Below are 20,470 nucleotides of genomic sequence, written 5' to 3'. Positions count from 1 at the left end.
CAGAAGAAGCACGCCCTACTTCAATCTTCAAGAGCCGGCCCGCCTCACGGCCGGCCGACTCTACGCTCAGCGCTTACGCCGCGCCCTGACCTTCAGCCAGGAAGAACCAGGTCTCCAGCACCGAGTCCGGGTTCAGCGAAACGCTTTCAATGCCCTGCTCCATCAGCCACTTGGCCAGGTCCGGGTGGTCCGAAGGACCCTGACCGCAGATGCCGATGTACTTGCCGGCCTTGTTGCAGGCGGCGATGGCATTGGCCAGCAGCTTCTTGACCGCAGGATTACGCTCGTCGAACAGATGGGCGATGATCCCCGAGTCACGGTCCAGGCCCAGGGTCAGCTGGGTCAGGTCGTTGGAGCCGATGGAGAAACCATCGAAGTACTCGAGGAACTCCTCCGCCAGGATGGCGTTGGATGGCAGTTCGCACATCATGATCACACGCAGGCCGTTCTCGCCCCGCTTCAGGCCGTTTTCAGCCAGCAGATCAACCACTTGGCTGGCTTCGCCAAGGGTACGCACGAACGGCACCATGATCTCGACGTTAGTCAGGCCCATCTCGTTGCGCACGCGTTTCAGGGCGCGGCACTCGAGTTCGAAGCAGTCACGGAACGACTCGCTGATGTAGCGCGAAGCACCGCGGAAGCCCAGCATCGGGTTTTCTTCTTCCGGCTCGTAGAGCTTGCCGCCGATCAGGTTGGCGTACTCGTTGGACTTGAAGTCCGACAGGCGCACGATGACTTTCTTCGGGGTGAACGCCGCAGCCAGGGTGCTAATGCCTTCAACCAGCTTGTCGACATAGAAATCCACAGGATCGTGGTAGCCAGCGATACGCTTGTCGACGCTGTCCTTGATCTCTTGTGGCAGCCCGGCGTAGTTCAGCAGCGCCTTGGGGTGCACGCCGATCATGCGGTTGATGATGAATTCCAGGCGGGCCAGGCCCACACCAGCACTCGGCAGTTGGGCGAAATCGAAGGCACGATCAGGGTTGCCGACGTTCATCATGATCTTGAACGGCAACTCCGGCATGGCATCCACGGAGTTCTGCTTGACGTCGAAGCCCAGCTCACCCTCGAAGATGAAACCGGTGTCGCCCTCAGCGCAGGAAACGGTCACGCCCTGGCCGTCTTTCAACAGCTGGGTCGCGTTGCCGCAACCAACCACGGCTGGAATCCCCAGCTCACGAGCAATGATCGCCGCGTGGCAGGTACGACCGCCACGGTTGGTGACGATGGCACTGGCGCGCTTCATCACCGGTTCCCAGTCCGGGTCGGTCATGTCGGAGACCAGCACGTCGCCGGCCTGGACCTTGTCCATCTCGGACACGTCCTTGATGATCCGTACCTTGCCGGCGCCGATGCGCTGGCCGATGGCGCGGCCTTCAACCAGCACGGTGCCAGTTTCCTTGAGCAGGTAGCGCTCCATGACATTGGCCTGGGTGCGGCTCTTCACGGTTTCCGGACGAGCCTGGACGATGTACAGCTTGCCGTCGTCACCGTCCTTGGCCCATTCGATGTCCATCGGGCACTGGTAGTGCTTCTCGATGATCATCGCCTGCTTGGCCAGCTCGCTGACTTCAGCGTCGCTCAGGCAGAAGCGCGCGCGATCGGCCTTGTCCACATCGACGGTTTTCACCGAACGACCGGCCTTGGCTTCGTCGCCGTAGATCATCTTGATCGCCTTGCTGCCCAGGTTGCGACGCAGGATCGCAGGACGGCCGGCTTCAAGGGTGTTCTTGTGGACGTAGAACTCGTCCGGGTTGACCGCGCCCTGGACCACGGTTTCACCCAGGCCGTAGGCGCCGGTGATGAAGACCACGTCACGGAAGCCCGATTCGGTATCAAGGGTGAACATCACGCCGGCGGTGCCGGTTTCCGAACGCACCATGCGCTGCACACCGGCGGACAGGGCCACCAGCTTGTGATCGAAGCCCTGGTGCACGCGGTAGGAAATGGCGCGATCGTTGAACAGCGAGGCGAACACTTCCTTGGCCGCGCGAATCACGTTGTCCACGCCACGGATATTGAGGAAGGTTTCCTGCTGGCCGGCAAAGGAGGCGTCCGGCAAATCTTCGGCGGTGGCCGAAGAACGCACAGCCACAGCGATATCGGGATTGCCCGCCGACAGCGCGGCGAAGGCCGTACGGATCTCGGTGTTGAGGCGCTCGGGGAACTCGGCCTCCATGATCCACTGACGGATCTGCGCACCGGTCTTGGCCAGGGCGTTCACGTCATCGACATCCAGCGCATCGAGCGCTGCATGGATCTGGTCGTTCAGACCACTCAACTCAAGAAAATCACGATAAGCCTGAGCTGTCGTGGCGAAGCCACCAGGGACCGATACGCCCGCACCTGCGAGGTTGCTGATCATCTCGCCCAGGGATGCGTTCTTGCCCCCCACATGCTCAACATCGTGTTTGCCGAGCTTATCGAGGGAAACTACGTACTCTACCAAGGTGATCTCTCCACTAACTGTGTTGGAAAAGCTCAGAAGCCGGCTGCTCGTTGGAGCGTTTGCCCGCTATATGGCCTGGACCTGGAAAATAAGTGAGAATGCAGGCCATTCCCGGCCGACAAATCGCGCCTATCATATCCAAGAATCGTCACTAGCTTAAGGCCCAAGCCGCAAATGAAACGATCTGCTTTCTTTATCTCCGACGGTACCGGCATCACAGCGGAAACCCTCGGCCAGAGCCTGTTGGCGCAGTTCGAGAACATTACCTTCAGCAAATTCACGCGGCCGTATATCGACAGCATGGAAAAAGCGCGGGCCATGGTACAACAAATCAATATAGCCGCCGAAAAAGACGGCCATCGCCCGATTATCTTCGACACCATCGTCAACCAGGACATTCGTGAGATCCTCGCGACCTCCAATGGTTTCATGATCGATATCTTCTCGACTTTCCTCGCGCCCCTGGAACAGGAGCTGAGCGAACACTCCTCGTACTCCGTCGGCAAGTCCCATTCCATTGGCCACAACTCCAACTACATGGAGCGGATCGAGGCGGTGAACTTCGCCCTGGACAATGACGACGGCGCCCGCACCCACTACTACGACAAGGCCGACCTGATCCTGGTGGGGGTCTCGCGCTGCGGCAAGACCCCGACCTGCCTGTACATGGCCATGCAGTTCGGCATCCGCGCGGCCAACTACCCGCTGACCGAAGAAGACATGGAGCGCCTGCAGTTGCCCAGCGCCCTGCGCTCCCACAAGCACAAGCTGTTCGGCCTGACCATCGACCCCGACCGCCTCACCGCGATCCGCAACGAACGCAAGCCCAACAGCCGCTATTCGAGCTATGCCCAGTGCGAATTCGAAGTGCGCGAAGTGGAAAACCTGTTCCGCCGCGAGAACATCCCCCACATCAACTCCACGCATTTCTCGGTGGAAGAGATCTCGGCGAAGATCCTTGTGGAAAAAGGCGTGGAGCGACGTTTCAAATAACCGCCACCCCTCGCCACGGCATCCTGTGGCGAGGCCGCTGGCTGGGGCGGTTGCGGTTGCAGCGGCAGCCCTTGCCAACCGGGCTTTCCAGACAGATGACAGCGTCAAGGGCCGCAGCGGCCTGCCTGCTCCGAGCGCGCCCATAGCCTCCCCGTAAAACCTACCAGCGCGGCACTCCACGCTCCTGACCCAAGGCCGCCGCCAGCGCGGCAAACCCCTCGAGCAGTCTCCGATCATCGGCCGTGGTGTTGCAGACACTGGCCCGAATGAACTGCGGTACCGCCGCCTGCCCAACGGCAAAGGCTTCGGCAGTGGCCACCAGATAGTGCTGGCGCTTCAACTGCTCCTCGATCTCCGAAGCCCGCCAAGGCTCGGGGACCTTGATCCAGAAATGTGGACTGCCCTGTGGACTGCGCCATTCCAGCGCCTCCAGCACGCCTGCGACCAGCGCCTTGCGCCGTCCGATCTCGGCGATCTGCTGCTGACGCAAGCGCTCGGCAATGCCGTTTTCGATCCACATCGCCGTCAGTTCCAGGGGCAATGGCGTGGCCATCCAGCAGGTGGCCCGCAATGCTGCGGCCAAACGCCCCACCAAAGGCGCTGGCGCATGCACGAAGCCAACCCGCAAGCCCGAGGCCACGGCCTTGCTCAGGCCGCTGATCAACAGGGTGCGTTCCGCGGCGAAATGGGCCAGAGGGGCCGGGCGCCGATCCATCAGCACGGCGTGAGTCTCATCCTCAAGGATCAACAGGTTGTGCCGACGACAGACCTCGGCGACCGCTGCCCGCCGGGCAGGCGATTGCACCGCCGTGGTGGGGTTCTGCAAAGTCGGCGTGCAGTACAGCGCCGCTACCGGATGCTGCCGACAGGCTTGATCCAGCGCTTCGGGCAGCAGCCCCTGCTCATCCATGGGCAAGCCCAGCAGCTTGATCCCGAGCATTCGCGCGGTACTGATCAGGCCCGGATACGTCAGGTGCTCAGTGGCCAGGGTGTCCCCGGCCTTGAGCAGCGCCAGCAAGGCGATATGCAACCCATGCTGGGCTCCATTGACACAGATCACCTGCCCCGGATCGGCCTCCAGCCCCTCCTGGGTCAGCCATCGGGCACCCGCGACACGGTGTCGCTCCTGTCCGGCCTCGGCGCTGTAGCCACTGATTGCCTGCAGGCCACGGGGGTCCTGCGCCAGTGCGTGCAGCGCCTGGGCGATGAAATGCACCTCCTGCCCGGGGATATGGGTGTTGCGGCTCATGTCGAACAGCGCCGGCGCCTCGTCGCCGACATTGCGAAAGCCACTGTCACGCTGACGCTGCAGACCGTCCTGGCGCACATAGGTACCGTCACCGACCCGTGCCACCACCTGCCCCAGGCGTTCCAGTTCGGCATAGGAGCGACTGATGGTGCCGATGGTCACCCCCAACTGATCCGCCAGCAGACGATGGGGTGGCAGCTTGCAACCCGCCGCAATCGTGCCTCGATCGATGGCCTGCCCCAGGGCTTCGGCCAGTCGCCGGTACTTGGCGCCAGCGCCTTGCAACAAGGCCGAGCGCAACATTGACACCATGTCAATACTTACTTTGACAGCCATCAATTCCCCCAATAGCTTGGTCAACAGGTTCAATCACTGCAAATGACTCGCCCAATATAGGGGTCAATTGCCGATCACGAAAGGAATGCCAGCGTGAGCACCCACACCGTCGCCCCCCTTGTTGCAGCGCCCCCCCGACCCTGGCTCGCGTCCCTGGTGACCGCTGTGCTGTTCCTGATTGTCTGCGTGAGCTGGGGCACCACCTGGCTGGGCATCAAGATTGCCGTGGAAAGCGTGCCACCGCTGACGGCTGCCGGGCTGCGCTTTCTGATCGCCTTCCCGCTGTTCGCCTGCTTTGCCTGGCTGCGCCGCGAGCCCCTGATGTTTCCCAAGGGCAGCCGGGGGTTCCTGGTGTTCGTCACCCTGTGCTACTTCAGCTTGCCCTACACCCTGCTCAACTACGGCGAAGTGCACGTCTCCTCCGGGCTGACTGCGCTGCTGTTCAGCTGCATGCCGGTGTTCATCCTGATTTTTTCCGCCCTGCTGCTGCGGGAGAAGATTCACCTGACGCAAGTGCTCGGCATCGCCATCGGCTTTGCCAGCCTGTTCCAGATCATTCGCGGCCAGGGCTTGCTGAGCGACCACAACGAACTCTCCGGGGTGCTGGCGATTCTCGGCGCGGCGCTGCTGCATGCCCTGTGCTACGTGGTCACCAAGAAACACGGCAGCGCCATCAGCGTCATCACCTACAACGCCCTGCCCATCGGCATCGCCGGGTTGTTGCTGTGCTTGGCCGGGCTCGGGATTGAAAATCCGCACTTGTCCGCCATCAGTTCGCGTTCCTGGGCTGCCCTGCTGTACCTGGGGCTGGCGGCTTCGGTGGGAGGGTTCATTGTTTATTTCTTCCTGCTCAAGCGCCTGAACCCGGTGATCCTGTCCTTCGTGTTCATCATTTTCCCGGTGTTCGCGGTGATCATCGGCGCCTGGTACGAAGGCCAGAGCCTGTCCCGGGACCTGCTGCTGTATTCCTCGACCCTGCTCGGCGGCTTCGCCATCAGCAAGTTGCCCTTGGCCAAATGGCTGTCCGGAAAACACCGCCCGCAAAGCCCGAGCGGCGCCAAAGAGATTCTGTAGGAGTGAGCTTGCTCGCGATGCTTCTGAGGGCACCGGGTTCATCCAGCGAATCCGCGTCATCATTGACGTTCTTCGCGAGCAAGCTCGCTCCTACAAGGGAGGGGACAGCCTCAGATCACCAGCAGGTCGACGAACCGGTGCACCGGCGTTGCCTCAAGCCGCGCCTGATCCTTGCACAGCTGGAAAATCTGCGCCGAGCGCTGGGCGGTGAAGCGCGTGGCCAGGTTGGCCTTGAACTTGTCCTCCAGCAACGGGATGCCTTCGGCGCGCCGGCGTCGGTGGCCGATGGGGTATTCCACCGCCACCTGCGAGGTACTGGAGCCGTCCTTGAAGAACACCTGTACCGCGTTGGCAATGGAGCGCTTGTCGGCCTCCAGGTATTCACGGGTGTAGCGCGGGTCCTCGACGATCTCCATCTTGCTGCGCAACTGATCGATGATCGGGTGCGCCCCATGGAAATCATCTTCGTAGTGCTCGGCCACCAGGGTGCCGAACGCCAGGGGCACGGCCGTCATGTATTGCAGGCAGTGATCGCGATCGGCGGCGTTGGCCAGTTGGCCGACCTTGGAAATGATGCGGATCGCCGACTCGTGGGTGGTGATGACGATCCGCTCGATCTCATGCAGGCGGTTGCGCACCAGCGGATGCAGGGTCACCGCCGCCTCGCAGGCGGTCTGCGCATGGAACTCGGCCGGGAAGCTGATCTTGAACAGCACGTTTTCCATCACGTAGCTGGCATAGGGCTGGGACAGGCTGAACTGGCGCTGATCCTCTGGCTTGAGCGCCAGGTCTTTGTTGGTGTGGCTGAACAGAACATCGTAGAAGCCCCACTGCGGCGCACTCAGCACCCCGGGAATGCCCATCTCGCCACGCAGGGCGATGTCCGCCAGGCGCACTCCACGACTGGACGCATCCCCCGCCGCCCAGGACTTGCGCGACCCGGCATTGGGCGCGTGGCGATAAGTACGCAGTGCCTGCCCGTCGACAAAGGCCTGGGACAGTGCCGCCAGCAGTTGCTCGCGACTGGCCCCCATCAACTTGGCGCACACCGCGGTGGAGGCGACCTTCACCAGCAGCACATGATCGAGGCCGACCCGATTGAAGGAGTTTTCCAGGGCGATCACCCCCTGGATCTCATGGGCCATGATCATGGCCTTGAGCACATCACTCATGGTCAGGGGCGCCTCGCCATTGGCCACACGCTTTTGCGACAGGTGATCGGCCACGGCCAGGATGCCGCCGAGGTTGTCCGAAGGATGCCCCCACTCCGCCGCCAGCCAGGTGTCGTTGTAGTCCAGCCAACGCACGATACAGCCAATGTCCCAGGCCGCCTTGACCGGGTCCAGGCGATAGCTGGTGCCGGGCACCCGGGCGCCGAAGGGCACCACGGTGCCTTCCACCAGGGGTCCCAGGTGCTTGGTGCATTCGGGAAAGCGCAAGGCCAGCAGGCCGCAGCCCAGGGTATCCATCAGGCAGTTGCGGGCGGTGTCGAGGGCCTCTTGGGAGTCGATGCAATAGTTCAGGACATAGTCGGCGATGTCCTGCAGGACCTGGTCGTAATCGGGACGGTTGTTCAGGTCAACGTTGGCGCTCATGAGTGATTCACTCCAGTCACAGGGTTGAAAGTGGGGTCGATTCCTCAGGTACAGGTTCAGGTCAATGACGGCATCGCAGGTCTGCGCCTGCTCAGCAACTCAATAGCAATGTCACGCATGCCGAGGGCGCCCGCTCCCGCTGGGTGGCCAAGCCGCCCCAGGGAAACTCCCGCTGCTCTTCGGCAAGAGTGCAGCAGGTTGGCGACCGCTACGCGCTGGAACGCCGGCCGGCCGAGCGGCAGTAAGCACCCTCGGCAGCGCTTGCCGGGTTGCCACGGCAAGCGCCTTTCTTCCTTAGAAACTGTCACCGGGCACTCGCACCCAGCCTTCCATCAACACTCGCGCACTGCGGCTCATGATCGCCTTGACCACCCGCCACTCGCCGTTGGCCTGGATCGCCTCGGCGCCCACGCGCAAGGTGCCCGATGGATGACCGAAGCGCACCGCGCTGCGCTCACCGCCACCGGCCGCCAGGTTGACCAGAGTTCCGGGAATCGCCGCTGCGGTGCCGATGGCCACCGCTGCGGTACCCATCATCGCGTGGTGCAGCTTACCCATGGACAGGGCGCGCACCAGCAGGTCGACATCTTCGGCCTTGACCGCCTTGCCACTGGAGGCCTGGTAATCCGCCGGGGCGGCAACGAACGCCACTTTCGGCGTGTGCTGGCGCTGGGCAGCCTGGTCCAGGTGCTCGATCAGCCCCATGCGCAGCGCGCCGTGGGCACGGATGGTCTCGAACATCGCCAGGGCCTTGGGGTCGCCATTGAGCTCGCCCTGCAGCTCGGTACCCCGATAGCCGAGGTCCGCCGCATTGATGAAGATGGTGGGAATCCCGGCATTGATCAGGGTCGCCTTGAAGGTGCCGACGCCCGGAACCTCCAGGTCGTCCACCAGGTTGCCGGTGGGGAACATCGATCCCCCGGCCCCCTCTTCATCAGCCGCCGGATCAAGAAACTCCAGTTGCACCTCCGCCGCCGGAAAGGTCACGCCGTCCAGTTCGAAGTCACCCGTCTCCTGGACTGCACCCTCGGTGATCGGCACGTGGGCGATGATGCTCTTGCCGATATTGGCCTGCCAGATGCGCACCACGGCCACACCGTTGTGCGGAATGCGCTCGGCATCCACCAGGCCGCTGCTGATGGCGAAGGAACCCACCGCCGCCGACAGGTTGCCGCAGTTGCCGCTCCAGTCGACAAAGGCCTTGTCGATGGCGACCTGGCCAAACAGGTAGTCGACATCGTGGTCGGCCTTGATGCTCTTGGACAGGATCACCATCTTGCTGGTGCTGGAGGTGGCGCCGCCCATGCCGTCGATCTGCTTGTCGTAGGGATCGGGGCTGCCGATCACCCGCAGCAGCAAAGCGTCACGGGCCGCACCCGGCAGTTGCGCCGCCTCCGGCAGGTCCTGCAGGTTGAAGAACACACCCTTGCTGGTGCCGCCACGCATGTAGGTGGCGGGGATCTTGATTTGCGCTACAAATGCCATGGATTTCAGGTCCTGATAAAGACCGGGGGCGGCGCCTTGCGGCCCGCCCCCGGTACGTCACTTAACTGGCCACTGCCGATTCCAGGAAGTCCTGGGCGAAGCGTTGCAGCACGCCGCCCGCCTCGTAGATCGACACCTCTTCAGCGGTGTCGAGGCGGCAGGTCACCGGCACCTCGAGCCGCTCGCCGTTGCGGCGGTTGATCACCAGGGTCAACTGCGCCCGTGGCGTGCGCTTGCCGATCACGTCATAGGTCTCGGTTCCGTCGATGCCCAGGGTCTTGCGGGTGGTGCCCGCCAGGAACTCCAGGGGCAGCACGCCCATGCCCACCAGGTTGGTGCGGTGGATACGCTCGAAGCCTTCGGCAGCGATCGCCTCGACACCCGCCAGGCGCACGCCCTTGGCTGCCCAGTCCCGGGACGAGCCCTGGCCATAGTCCTGGCCCGCGATGATGATCAGTGGCTGCTTGCGCTCCATGTAGGTATCGATGGCTTCCCACATCCGCGTAACCTGGCCTTCCGGCTCGACCCGCGCCAGGGAGCCCTGCTTGACCTTGCCGTTTTCCTCGACCATTTCGTTGAACAGCTTCGGGTTGGCGAAGGTCGCGCGCTGGGCGGTCAAATGGTCGCCACGGTGGGTGGCATAGGAGTTGAAGTCCTCCTCCGGCAGGCCCATTTTCGCCAGGTACTCGCCGGCGGCGCTGTCGAGCATGATGGCGTTGGACGGCGACAGGTGGTCAGTGGTGATGTTGTCCGGCAGCACCGCCAGCGGGCGCATGCCCGTAAGGCTGCGGGCACCGGCCAGGGCACCTTCCCAGTACGGCGGACGGCGGATGTAGGTGCTCATCTCGCGCCAGTCGTACAGCGGCTCGACTTTCGGGCCGGTGTCTTCGTGGATGGCGAACATCGGGATATAGACCTTGCGGAACTGCTCCGGCTTCACCGAGGCCTTGACCACTGCGTCGATCTCCTCGTCGCTCGGCCAGATGTCCTTCAGGCGGATTTCCTCGCCATTGGCGCCCAGGCCCAGCACGTCTTTCTCGATGTCGAAACGGATGGTCCCGGCAATCGCATACGCCACCACCAGGGGCGGCGACGCGAGAAACGCCTGCTTGGCGTACGGGTGGATGCGCCCGTCGAAGTTGCGGTTGCCCGAGAGCACGGCGGTGGCGTACAGGTCGCGGTCGATGATCTCTTTCTGGATCACCGGGTCCAGCGCCCCGGACATGCCGTTGCAAGTGGTGCAGGCAAAGGCCACCACACCGAACCCAAGCTGCTCCAGCTCGGAGGTCAGGCCGGCTTCGTCCAGGTACATGGCCACGGTCTTGGAGCCTGGCGCCAGGGACGATTTGACCCACGGCTTGCGGGTCAGCCCCAGCTTGTTGGCGTTGCGCGCCAGCAGCCCGGCGGCAATCACGTTGCGCGGGTTGCTGGTGTTGGTGCAGCTGGTAATGGCGGCGATGATCACCGCGCCGTCAGGCATCTGCCCCGGCACTTCGGACCATTGTCCGGCGATGCCCTTGGCCGCCAGATCGCGGGTGGCGACCCGGGCGTGAGGGTTGCTCGGGCCGGCCATGTTGCGCACCACCGAAGACAGGTCGAACTGCAGCCCGCGCTCGTATTCGGCGTGCTGCAGGCTGTCGGCCCACAGGCCGGTCTGCCTGGCATAGGTCTCGACCAGTTGCACCTGCTGGTCTTCACGACCAGTAAGTTTGAGGTAGTCGATGGTCTGCTGGTCGATATAGAACATCGCCGCGGTGGCGCCGTATTCCGGGGCCATGTTGGAGATGGTCGCGCGGTCGCCCAGGGTCAGCGCTGCGGCACCTGCGCCGAAGAACTCCAGGTACGCCCCGACCACTTTCTGCTGGCGCAGGAACTCGGTCAGCGCCAGCACCATGTCGGTGGCGGTGATGCCCGGCTGCAGTTTGCCCGTCAGCTCGACGCCGACAATTTCCGGCAGGCGCATCCAGGAGGCACGCCCGAGCATCACGCTCTCGGCCTCCAGGCCGCCAACGCCAATGGCAATCACCCCCAGGGCATCCACGTGGGGGGTGTGGCTGTCGGTGCCGACACAGGTATCGGGGAACGCCACGCCATCGCGCGCCTGGATCACCGGGGACATCTTCTCCAGGTTGATCTGGTGCATGATGCCGTTGCCCGGCGGGATCACGTCGACGTTCTTGAACGCCTTCTTGGTCCAGTTGATGAAGTGGAAACGGTCTTCGTTGCGCCGATCCTCGATGGCCCGGTTCTTGGTGAAGGCATCCGGGTCGAAGCCGCCGCATTCCACGGCCAGGGAGTGGTCGACGATCAACTGGGTCGGCACCACCGGGTTGACCAGGGCCGGGTCGCCCCCCTGGTCGGCAATCGCATCACGCAGGCCGGCCAGGTCCACCAGGGCGGTCTGGCCGAGGATGTCGTGGCACACCACTCGGGCCGGGAACCACGGGAAGTCGAGGTCGCGCTTGCGCTCGATCAACTGGCCCAGGGACGCCTTGAGCGTCGCCGGATCGCAGCGACGCACCAGGTTTTCCGCCAGCACCCGCGAGGTGTACGGCAGGCTGTCATAGGCACCGGGCTGGATCCCGTCGACGGCCGCGCGGGCGTCAAAGTAGTCCAGCTGGCTGCCGGGCAAGGGTTTGCGAAATTCAGTGTTCATGGTCTGGGGCTCGGTCACGGTAGTTTCAAAGGGAGCGCCTGGCACCGGGCTGAATGGGCATCTGTCCCTTGTAGGAGCGAGCTTGCTCGCGATGACGGAAGCAAATCCGACATCGCTGTCGGCTGATCCATCGCGATCGCGAGCAAGCTCGCTCCTACAAGGTGTGTGGTGCATCCAGCAACAGTGTCGGCGCCCTCCCGGTCAGCGACGCTCGATTGGCACGAACTTGCGCTGTTCAACGCCGACGTACTCGGCGCTTGGACGGATGATGCGGTTGTTGGCACGCTGCTCGAACACGTGGGCGGCCCAGCCGGTCAGGCGCGAGCAGACGAAGATCGGCGTGAACAGCTTGGTCGGGATGCCCATGAAGTGGTAAGCCGAAGCGTGGTAGAAGTCGGCGTTGGGGAAGAGCTTCTTCTGCTCCCACATGGTCTTGTCGATGGCTTCGGAAACCGGGAACAGGACCTTGTCGCCCACTTCATCGGCGAGCTTTTTCGACCAGCCCTTGATCACCTCGTTGCGCGGGTCGCTGTCTTTGTAGATCGCGTGGCCGAAGCCCATGATCTTGTCCTTGCGCTCGAGCATGCCGAGGGTGCCCTTGATCGCCTCTTCGGCCGAGCCAAAGCGCTCGATCATCTCCATCGCCGCTTCGTTGGCGCCGCCGTGCAACGGGCCACGCAGCGAGCCGATGGCCGCGGTGACGCAGGAGTACAGATCGGACAGGGTCGAGGCGCAGACCCGGGCAGTGAAGGTCGAGGCGTTGAATTCGTGCTCGGCATAGAGGATCAGCGACACGTTCATCACCTTGACGTGCAGTTCGCTGGGCTTCTTGCCGTGCAGCAGGTGCAGGAAGTGGCCGCCGATGGAGGCTTCGTCGCTGACGCAATTGATGCGCGCGCCTTCATGGCTGAAGCGGTACCAGTAGCACATGATCGCCGGGAACGCCGCCAGCAGGCGGTCGGTGACATCGTGCTGCTGGGAAAAATCCTTCTCCGGCTCGATATTGCCGAGGAACGAGCAACCGGTGCGCATCACGTCCATCGGGTGGGCCTGGGCCGGAATGCGCTCCAGCACTTCCTTCAATGCCTGGGGCAGGTCGCGCAGCTTGCTCAGTTTGCTGGTGTAGGCCGCCAGTTGCTCCTTGTTCGGCAGCTCGCCGTACAGCAGCAGGTAGGCGACTTCCTCGAACTGTGCATCAGCCGCCAGTTCGCGTACGTCATAGCCGCGATAGGTCAACCCGGCACCGGCCTGGCCCACGGTGGACAACGCGGTTTGCCCGGCCACCTGGCCACGCAGACCGGCTCCACTCAACACTTTTGCTTCGGCCATTGCTCTCTCCAATCTTGAATTTGTTAGGGATGTGGCAACTTCATCAACGGTCAGCTTGCGGTTCGCGACTCAGCCTTTCTTCTGCGCGAACAGGGCATCGAGCTTCTGCTCGAAGCTGTGGTAGTCGATGCGTTCATACAGTTCCATGCGGGTCTGCATGGTGTCGATCACGTTCTGCTGGGTACCGTCGCGACGGATCGCGGTGTAGACGTTTTCCGCTGCCTTGTTCATGGCACGGAACGCCGACAGCGGGTACAGCACCAGGGAAACATCCACAGATTTCAACTGTTCGGTGGTGTACAACGGGGTGGCACCGAACTCGGTGATGTTGGCCAGGATCGGTGCCTTCACCCGGTCGGCGAAGATCTTGTACATCTCAAGCTCGGTGATGGCTTCCGGGAACACCATGTCGGCGCCGGCCTCGATGCACGCCGCGGCGCGTTCCAGGGCCGATTCCAGGCCTTCCACCGCCAGGGCGTCGGTGCGCGCCATGATCACGAAGCTGTCGTCGGTGCGGGCATCCACCGCGGCCTTGATGCGGTCGACCATTTCCTGCTGGGAAACGATTTCCTTGTTAGGGCGGTGACCGCAGCGCTTGGCGCCGACCTGGTCTTCGATGTGGATCGCCGCAGCGCCGAACTTGATCATCGACTTGACGGTGCGCGCCACGTTGAACGCCGAGGAACCGAAACCGGTGTCCACGTCCACCAGCAGCGGCAGGTCGCAGACGTCGGTGATCCGGCGCACGTCGGTGAGGACGTCGTCGAGGCCGGTGATGCCTAGGTCAGGCACGCCGAGGGAGCCGGCGGCGACCCCGCCGCCGGACAGGTAGATCGCCTTGAAACCGGCGCGCTTGGCCAGCAGGGCATGGTTGGCGTTGATCGCGCCGACCACTTGCAACGGCTGTTCGCTGGCGACCGCATCGCGGAAACGCTGGCCTGGAGTGCTGTTGTTGGAACTCATGACTCACCTCGTGGAGTGGCTGTCTGATGGGCGCTGTCCTGGTAGTGACGCGCGATGTTGCGTTTCGAGGCGCCGATATGGCGGCGCATCAACAACTCGGCCAGTTCGCCGTCGCGATCGGCAATGGCATCGAGAATCCGGTGGTGTTCGGCAAAGGCCTGGTGCGGGCGATTGGGGGTCGCGGAAAACTGGATGCGGTACATGCGCACCAGTTGATACAGCTCGCCGCAGAGCATTTGCGTAAGGGTGCGGTTGCCCGCGCCCTGGATGATCCGATAGTGGAAGTCGAAATCCCCTTCCTGCTGGTAGTAGCCGACCCCGGCCTGGAACGCCGCATCGCGCTCATGGGTGTCGAGCACCCGGCGCAGCTCATCGATTTCCTCGGTGGTCATGCGCTCGGCCGCCAAGCGACAGGCCATGCCCTCCAGGGACTCGCGAATTTCGTAGAGCTCGATCAGCTCGGCGTGACTGAGGGAGACCACCCGAGCCCCGACATGGGGCACCCGCACCAGCAGCCGCTGGCCTTCCAGGCGGTGGATGGCCTCGCGCAGCGGGCCGCGACTGATGCCGTAGGTGCGGGCCAGTTCCGGCTCGGAGATCTTGCTGCCCGGAGCGATCTCGCCCTTGACGATGGCCGCCTGGATCCGCCGGAAGACGTTTTCAGACAGGGTTTCGGAATCATCCTGAGCGGTGATCGGGTGTTCGAGTTGATCCAGCATATTGTCGACACCTTTAAAATCAATGCCGCAAAAATTAGCCAACACCCCCTTAACAGTCAAAGGAAAAATAGAGATTGTCGACAATCGTCTAATAACCTCCTGCACCAAAACGAGACAAAAGGGCCGCCCCCGGCGCTGGCGCCATAAAACCAGCATGCTAGAATGCCGCCCGCATTGGCCTGCCATAGTGTTATGGCACGCATACGAGGGAGCTTGCGCAGCAATGCCGATCGCCTTGAACTGAAGAACCCATGTCATGCATCAGGATCTATGAGACTCAAGGCCCTTCCCCTACTGCTCTGCCTGCTTGCCCTGCCCGGCATCAGCGCTGCCGCCGGCAAGACCGTCTACGGCTTGAATGAATACGCCCGGCTGTCGGGCATCGACCTGGAAGTCGCCGCCAAGCTCGACACCGGTGCCAAGACCGCCTCCCTGAGTGCCCGCGACATCAAGCGCTTCAAGCGCAATGGCGAATCCTGGGTACGTTTCTACCTGGCCATAGATGCCGCTCACTCCCACCCCATCGAACGGCCCCTGGCCCGGGTCAGCAAGATCAAGCGCCGCGCCGGCGACTATGACCCCGATGAGGACAAGAACTACACCGCCCGGCCGGTGATCGCCCTGGATGTCTGCATGGGCAGCGCCTTGCGCAGCATCGAAGTGAACTTGACCGACCGCAGCGCCTTCCAATTCCCGCTCCTGATCGGCTCCGAAGCCCTGAAACGCTTCGATGCGCTGGTCGACCCCAGTCTTAAATACGCTGCTGGCAAACCTGCCTGCGCCACCGACGCTCATACCGCAGAGTAATTCCAATGCGCTCTCTTACCCTTCATCTGAAAGTCCTGATCGCCATCCTGGTGGTGCTGGGCATTTCGATCACGGCCTATCAGATCTTCGTGCTCGGCATTCCGGTGACCGAAGACGCCACCGACGATCTGTGGAACATCGATGCCAAGGTCGAGTTCGTCGCCAACGGCAAGGACCCGATCAAGATCCAGATGTTCGTGCCGCCCCTGAGCCGCGACTACGTGAGCCTCAACGAGAGCTTCATTTCCAACAACTACGGGGTGGCGGTCAACCGCGTCGACGGCAATCGCAAGGTCACCTGGTCGGCACGCCGGGCCAAGGGCAACCAGACCCTGTACTACCGCCTGGTGCTGACCAAGCGCTACAGCGCCGAGAAATCCAAGGTCAAAGGGCCGACTTTCCGCGACAGCATGGCCGTTGAAGGCCCGGAGAAGATTGCCGCCGATGCCCTGCTGGCACCGATCCGCCAGCATTCGGCCGACGTCGAGACCTTCATCAGCGAAGCCATCAAGCGGGTCAACAACGCCAACGACGACAACGCCAAGCTGCTGCTGGCCGGCGACTCGTCGAGCGCCAACAAGGCGAAGATCGTCGAGCTGCTGCTGTCCATCGCCCACGTGCCAATGGAGAAGGTCCATACCATTCGCCTGGTGGCCGACCAGCCGCAAAGCCCGGAGCTGTGGCTGCGCAGCTTCAACGGCACCGACTGGCTGTACTTCAACCCGGAAACCGGTGAGCAGGGCATGCCCAGCGACCGCCTGCTGTGGTGGACCGGCGACGACAACCTGATCACCGTCGATGGCGGCAAGAAGGCCAACGTCACCTTCAGCCTCAACAACAGCGAGATGAACGCCATCCGCCTGGCCAAGCTGACCGACGAGAACACCGACGCCAACTTCCTCGAATACTCGCTGTACGGCCTGCCACTGCAGACCCAGCAAACCTTCATGATCATGGTGATGATCCCGATCGGCGTGCTGGTGATCCTGGTGCTGCGCAACCTGATCGGCCTGCAGACCCTGGGCACCTTTACCCCGGTGCTGATCGCCCTGGCCTTTCGCGAGACCCAGCTGGGCTTCGGCATCGTGCTGTTCACGGTGATCACCGCCCTGGGCCTGTCACTGCGCTCCTACCTGGAACACCTCAAGCTGCAGATGCTGCCGAGGCTCTCGGTGGTGCTGACCTTCGTCGTGGTGCTGATCGCCGCCATCAGCCTGTTCAGCCACAAGCTGGGCCTGGAACGCGGCCTGTCGGTGGCATTGTTCCCGATGGTGATCCTGACCATGACCATCGAACGCCTGTCCATCACCTGGGAAGAGCGCGGCGGCGGCCATGCGATGAAAGTCGCCATCGGCACCCTGTTCGCCGCCTCCCTGGCGCACCTGATCATGAGCGTGCCGGAGCTTACCTACTTCGTCTTCACCTTCCCGGCGATGCTGCTGATCCTGGTGGGCTTCATGCTGGCGATGGGTCGCTACCGCGGCTACCGCCTGACGGAGCTGGTGCGTTTCAAAGCCTTCGTCAAGGCCGACTCCTGATGTTCGGCCTGTGGAAGACCTGGAAAGCCCTGGAAGCGCGGGGAATCATGGGCATCAACCGGCGTAACGCCGACTACGTGCTCAAGTACAACAAGCGCAGCCTGTACCCCATCGTCGATGACAAGATCATCACCAAGGAACGGGCGATCAAGGCCGGCATCCATGTGCCGGAACTGTATGGGGTGATCTCCACCGAGAAGGAAATCGACAAGCTCGGCGAGATCATCGACGGGCGCAACGACTTCGTGATCAAGCCAGCCCAGGGCGCCGGCGGTGACGGCATCATCGTGATTGCCGACCGCTTCGAGGGCCGCTATCGCACGGTGTCCGGCAAGATCATCAGCCACGAGGAAATCGAGCACCATATTTCCAGCATCCTCACCGGCCTGTACTCCCTGGGCGGCCACCGCGACCGGGCGCTGATCGAGTACCGGGTAACCCCGGACCAGATCTTCAAGAGCATCAGCTACGAAGGCGTGCCGGACATTCGCATCATCGTGCTCATGGGCTACCCGGTGATGGCCATGCTGCGCCTGCCGACCCGCCAGTCCGGGGGCAAGGCCAACCTGCACCAGGGCGCCATCGGCGTCGGCGTCGACCTGGCCACCGGCCTGACCCTGCGCGGCACCTGGCTGAACAACATCATCACCAAGCACCCGGACACCACCAACGCCGTGGACGGCGTGCAACTGCCCTACTGGGACGGTTTCATGAAGCTGGCGGCCGGTTGCTATGAACTCTGCGGCCTGGGCTACATCGGCGTGGACATGGTGCTGGACCAGGACAAGGGCCCGCTGATCCTTGAGCTCAATGCACGGCCCGGGTTGAACATTCAGATCGCCAACGACTGCGGCCTGACCCAGCGCACCCACGCCGTCGAGGCCCACCTGGAAGAACTGAAGACCCGGGGCATCGTCGAAACCGTCGAGGAGCGGGTGCGTTTCGCCCAGGAGCTGTTCGGCCATATTCCTGCGCGCGAGGGCTGAGCCCTGCCCGCCGCCTGCTGCGCCACAAGTCGCAGCAGGCGGTGGCTACAGGTCGGCAAATACGCCGCGAATGGGGCAATCGCCGACATCCCTCTAGGAGCAACTCCTGCAGAGGACTACAATCGCCAACCGCGCTCCGATGGCTGATTTGCCCCGCATGTTGACCTGTTCCGTACACCCGCTCCCCTATCACGCCAACCCCGCCGAGTATTTCGCGGCCATCGAACACGCCCCCGGGGCCGTGCTGCTCGACAGCGGCCGGCCGAGCGCCGAGCGCGGTCGCTACGACCTGCTCAGCGCCTGGCCTGTGGCGGAACTGGCGGTGGCGGCCGACGAAAGCGGCAGCGGTTTTCTGCAACGCCTGCGGGACAATCTGGCGCAGTTGAGTCAGGCCGAACTGCCCGCGCCTTATGAACTGCCCTTCGCCGGCGGCCTGATCGGCTACCTCGGCTATGACTTCGGACGGCACCTGGAGCGCCTGCCGAGCCAGGCCCGGGACGACCTGCAACTGCCTGATGCATGCCTGGGCCTGTATGCCTGGGCCCTGATCAGCGACCATCAGGCAGGCACCAGCCAGCTGGTGTTCCACCCGAGCCTGGAGGACGGCGAGCGCCAACGCCTGATCCAGCTGTTCAGCCATCCCCTGGCAACCTCGACGCCAGCGTTCAAGCTGACCAGCGCCATGCTTCCAGACCTGGCGCCCGACGATTACCGCCAGGCGTTCCAGCGCATCCAGCACTACATCCAGGCCGGCGACTGCTACCAGGTGAACTTCGCCCAGCGTTTTCGCGGCCGGTACCAGGGCGATCCCTGGACGGCCTATTGCGCCCTGCGCGCCGCCTGCCCAACCCCGTTCTCCGGCTTCCAGCGCCTGCCGGACGGTGGCGCGGTGCTCAGCCTGTCGCCGGAGCGTTTCGTCCACCTCAGCCAGGGCCGAGTGGAAACCCGGCCGATCAAGGGCACCCGCCCCCGCGGGCAAGACGCCGCCGAAGACGCAGCCAATGCCGCCGAACTGCTGGGCAGCCCCAAGGACCGGGCGGAAAACCTGATGATCGTCGACCTGCTGCGCAACGATCTGGGGCGCACCTGTCGCATCGGTTCGGTGCGGGTGCCGGAACTGTTCAGCCTGGAGAGCTACCCCAACGTCCACCACCTGGTGAGCAGCGTCACTGGCGAGCTGGCGGACGGCAAGGACGCCCTGGACCTGATTGCCGGCAGCTTCCCCGGCGGCTCGATCACTGGCGCGCCGAAGATCCGCTCGATGCAGATCATCGACGAGCTGGAGCCCACCCGGCGGGCGCTGTACTGCGGCTCGCTGCTGTACCTGGACGTGCGCGGGGAAATGGACAGCTCGATCGCCATCCGCAGCCTGCTGGCCAAGGACGGACAGATCAGTTGCTGGGGCGGCGGCGGGATAGTGGCGGATTCGGACTGGCAGGAGGAGTACCAGGAATCCATCACCAAGGTACGGGTGCTGCTGGAGACGCTGCAGGGGCTTTAGGGCCTCGCCGGCAAGAGCACCTCGCTCTCCCCCCGTAGGAGCTGGCTTGCCAGCGAAGGCGTCGCCAGGATTTGCGCAAAATCCAAGGGCCCCTTCGCCGGCAAGCCGCCTCCTACGAGAACGGCTTTACAGGCTCAGGGGGCGGTTGGAAGCCTTGATGAATTCCTGCTTCAGTTCGGCAAAGCTGTGCACCGCCGGGAACTGCGGGAATTCGCGGATCACGTTGTCCGGGGCATGGAACAGGATGCCGGCATCCGCCTCACCCAGCATCGTCGTGTCGTTGTACGAATCCCCCGCCGCAATCACCCGGTAGTACAGGCTCTTGAAGGCCAGCACCGACTGGCGCTTGGGGTCTTTCTGGCGCAGTTGATAGCCGCTCACCCGACCGCTGTCATCGGTGATCAGGCGGTGGCAGAGCAAGGTCGGGAAGCCCAGCTGGCGCATCAGCGGCTGGGAGAACTCGTAGAAGGTGTCGGAAAGGATCACCACCTGGAAGCGTTCGCGCAGCCAGTTGACGAACTCCACCGCGCCCTCCAGGGGCTTGAGGGTGGCGATCACTTCCTGGATGTCCGAGAGCTTCAGGCCGTGTTCGTCGAGAATCCGCAGGCGCTGCTTCATCAGCACGTCGTAGTCGGGAATATCCCGGGTGGTTGCCTTGAGGGATTCAATCCCGGTTTTTTCGGCAAAGGCGATCCAGATTTCCGGGACCAGTACACCTTCCAGATCGAGACAGGCAATTTCCACAAGACACTCCCATTGGTTCTGATTATTTAAATTGAGCGAGCAAAAG

Annotated in this window: 15 protein-coding genes; 6 read left to right on the top strand and 9 right to left on the bottom strand. The window is 63.2% G+C overall.

What is annotated here, in order from left to right; genetic code table 11:
- Positions 1–73: 73 nt before the first annotated feature.
- Positions 74–2,449, bottom strand: a complete 2,376-nt coding sequence (ppsA, locus tag U873_RS0113545; RefSeq protein WP_025128766.1) for a phosphoenolpyruvate synthase — start codon at positions 2,447–2,449, stop codon at positions 74–76.
- 174 nt (positions 2,450–2,623) lie between these two features.
- On the opposite strand from ppsA, the gene U873_RS0113535 reads away from it, so the two are divergent.
- On the top strand, positions 2,624–3,442 hold the full coding sequence (locus U873_RS0113535) for a pyruvate, water dikinase regulatory protein (RefSeq protein WP_025128765.1): 819 nt from the start codon (positions 2,624–2,626) through the stop codon (positions 3,440–3,442).
- Positions 3,443–3,602: 160 nt separating this feature from the next.
- Here the strand turns inward: U873_RS0113535 and U873_RS0113530 are convergent, their stop codons facing one another.
- Positions 3,603–5,027, bottom strand: a complete 1,425-nt coding sequence (locus U873_RS0113530) for a PLP-dependent aminotransferase family protein (protein WP_025128764.1) — start codon at positions 5,025–5,027, stop codon at positions 3,603–3,605.
- A gap of 93 nt (positions 5,028–5,120) precedes the next feature.
- Between U873_RS0113530 and U873_RS0113525 the strand changes: the two genes are divergently transcribed.
- Positions 5,121–6,101: a DMT family transporter gene (locus U873_RS0113525; protein ID WP_025128763.1), complete on the top strand. Its 981-nt coding sequence runs from the start codon at positions 5,121–5,123 to the stop codon at positions 6,099–6,101.
- A gap of 110 nt (positions 6,102–6,211) precedes the next feature.
- Here the strand turns inward: U873_RS0113525 and prpD are convergent, their stop codons facing one another.
- From prpD to U873_RS0113495, 6 genes are all read right to left on the bottom strand, one after another.
- Positions 6,212–7,696 carry a 2-methylcitrate dehydratase gene (prpD, locus tag U873_RS0113520; protein WP_025128762.1) on the bottom strand — a complete coding sequence of 495 codons (1,485 nt, stop codon included), beginning with the start codon at positions 7,694–7,696 and terminating at the stop codon, positions 6,212–6,214.
- A 294-nt stretch (positions 7,697–7,990) separates the two neighbouring features.
- Positions 7,991–9,181 (bottom strand): 2-methylaconitate cis-trans isomerase PrpF, encoded by a 1,191-nt coding sequence (prpF, locus tag U873_RS0113515; protein ID WP_025128761.1) that lies wholly within the window; start codon positions 9,179–9,181, stop codon positions 7,991–7,993.
- 61 nt (positions 9,182–9,242) lie between these two features.
- A complete protein-coding gene (gene acnD, locus U873_RS0113510) occupies positions 9,243–11,837 on the bottom strand; it encodes a Fe/S-dependent 2-methylisocitrate dehydratase AcnD (RefSeq protein WP_025128760.1) in 2,595 nt (864 codons plus the stop codon).
- A 201-nt stretch (positions 11,838–12,038) separates the two neighbouring features.
- On the bottom strand, positions 12,039–13,166 hold the full coding sequence (prpC, locus tag U873_RS0113505; protein ID WP_025128759.1) for a 2-methylcitrate synthase: 1,128 nt from the start codon (positions 13,164–13,166) through the stop codon (positions 12,039–12,041).
- Positions 13,167–13,235: 69 nt separating this feature from the next.
- Positions 13,236–14,129 (bottom strand): methylisocitrate lyase, encoded by an 894-nt coding sequence (gene prpB / locus U873_RS0113500; protein WP_025128758.1) that lies wholly within the window; start codon positions 14,127–14,129, stop codon positions 13,236–13,238.
- Positions 14,126–14,848 carry a GntR family transcriptional regulator gene (locus U873_RS0113495; RefSeq protein ID WP_025128757.1) on the bottom strand — a complete coding sequence of 241 codons (723 nt, stop codon included), beginning with the start codon at positions 14,846–14,848 and terminating at the stop codon, positions 14,126–14,128. Before U873_RS0113495 ends, prpB begins: the two co-directional genes overlap by 4 nt.
- Positions 14,849–15,118: 270 nt before the next feature.
- Here U873_RS0113495 and U873_RS0113490 point away from each other — a divergent pair, with 270 nt between their 5' ends.
- From U873_RS0113490 to pabB, 4 genes are all read left to right on the top strand, one after another.
- Positions 15,119–15,655 (top strand): ATP-dependent zinc protease, encoded by a 537-nt coding sequence (locus U873_RS0113490; protein ID WP_025128756.1) that lies wholly within the window; start codon positions 15,119–15,121, stop codon positions 15,653–15,655.
- Between the two features lie 5 nt (positions 15,656–15,660).
- A complete protein-coding gene (locus U873_RS0113485; protein ID WP_025128755.1) occupies positions 15,661–17,193 on the top strand; it encodes an inactive transglutaminase family protein in 1,533 nt (510 codons plus the stop codon).
- Entirely contained in the window at positions 17,193–18,179 is a 987-nt protein-coding gene (locus U873_RS0113480; protein ID WP_025128754.1) for an alpha-L-glutamate ligase-like protein, read from the top strand. Before U873_RS0113485 ends, U873_RS0113480 begins: the two co-directional genes overlap by 1 nt.
- Before the next feature lie 157 nt (positions 18,180–18,336).
- Positions 18,337–19,680 (top strand): aminodeoxychorismate synthase component I, encoded by a 1,344-nt coding sequence (pabB, locus tag U873_RS0113475; RefSeq protein ID WP_025128753.1) that lies wholly within the window; start codon positions 18,337–18,339, stop codon positions 19,678–19,680.
- Between the two features lie 126 nt (positions 19,681–19,806).
- Here the strand turns inward: pabB and thrH are convergent, their stop codons facing one another.
- On the bottom strand, positions 19,807–20,424 hold the full coding sequence (gene thrH / locus U873_RS0113465; protein WP_025128752.1) for a bifunctional phosphoserine phosphatase/homoserine phosphotransferase ThrH: 618 nt from the start codon (positions 20,422–20,424) through the stop codon (positions 19,807–19,809).
- Positions 20,425–20,470 lie beyond the last annotated feature (46 nt).

This window comes from Pseudomonas sp. PH1b (assembly GCF_000633395.1).
Taxonomy (GTDB): domain Bacteria; phylum Pseudomonadota; class Gammaproteobacteria; order Pseudomonadales; family Pseudomonadaceae; genus Aquipseudomonas.
The sequence above is the reverse complement of the archived record's forward strand: the minus strand, read 5'-3'. Positions and strand labels throughout refer to the sequence as shown.

Coding starts and splice junctions, on each gene's coding strand:
- U873_RS0113480 (WP_025128754.1), top strand. CDS start 17,193: ATGTTCGGCCTGTGGAAGACCTGGAAAGCCCTGGAAGCGCGGGGAATC.
- pabB (WP_025128753.1), top strand. CDS start 18,337: ATGTTGACCTGTTCCGTACACCCGCTCCCCTATCACGCCAACCCCGCC.
- prpC (WP_025128759.1), bottom strand. CDS start 13,166: ATGGCCGAAGCAAAAGTGTTGAGTGGAGCCGGTCTGCGTGGCCAGGTG.
- prpF (WP_025128761.1), bottom strand. CDS start 9,181: ATGGCATTTGTAGCGCAAATCAAGATCCCCGCCACCTACATGCGTGGC.
- prpB (WP_025128758.1), bottom strand. CDS start 14,129: ATGAGTTCCAACAACAGCACTCCAGGCCAGCGTTTCCGCGATGCGGTC.
- U873_RS0113495 (WP_025128757.1), bottom strand. CDS start 14,848: ATGCTGGATCAACTCGAACACCCGATCACCGCTCAGGATGATTCCGAA.
- U873_RS0113535 (WP_025128765.1), top strand. CDS start 2,624: ATGAAACGATCTGCTTTCTTTATCTCCGACGGTACCGGCATCACAGCG.
- prpD (WP_025128762.1), bottom strand. CDS start 7,696: ATGAGCGCCAACGTTGACCTGAACAACCGTCCCGATTACGACCAGGTC.
- U873_RS0113490 (WP_025128756.1), top strand. CDS start 15,119: ATGAGACTCAAGGCCCTTCCCCTACTGCTCTGCCTGCTTGCCCTGCCC.
- U873_RS0113530 (WP_025128764.1), bottom strand. CDS start 5,027: ATGGCTGTCAAAGTAAGTATTGACATGGTGTCAATGTTGCGCTCGGCC.
- acnD (WP_025128760.1), bottom strand. CDS start 11,837: ATGAACACTGAATTTCGCAAACCCTTGCCCGGCAGCCAGCTGGACTAC.
- U873_RS0113485 (WP_025128755.1), top strand. CDS start 15,661: ATGCGCTCTCTTACCCTTCATCTGAAAGTCCTGATCGCCATCCTGGTG.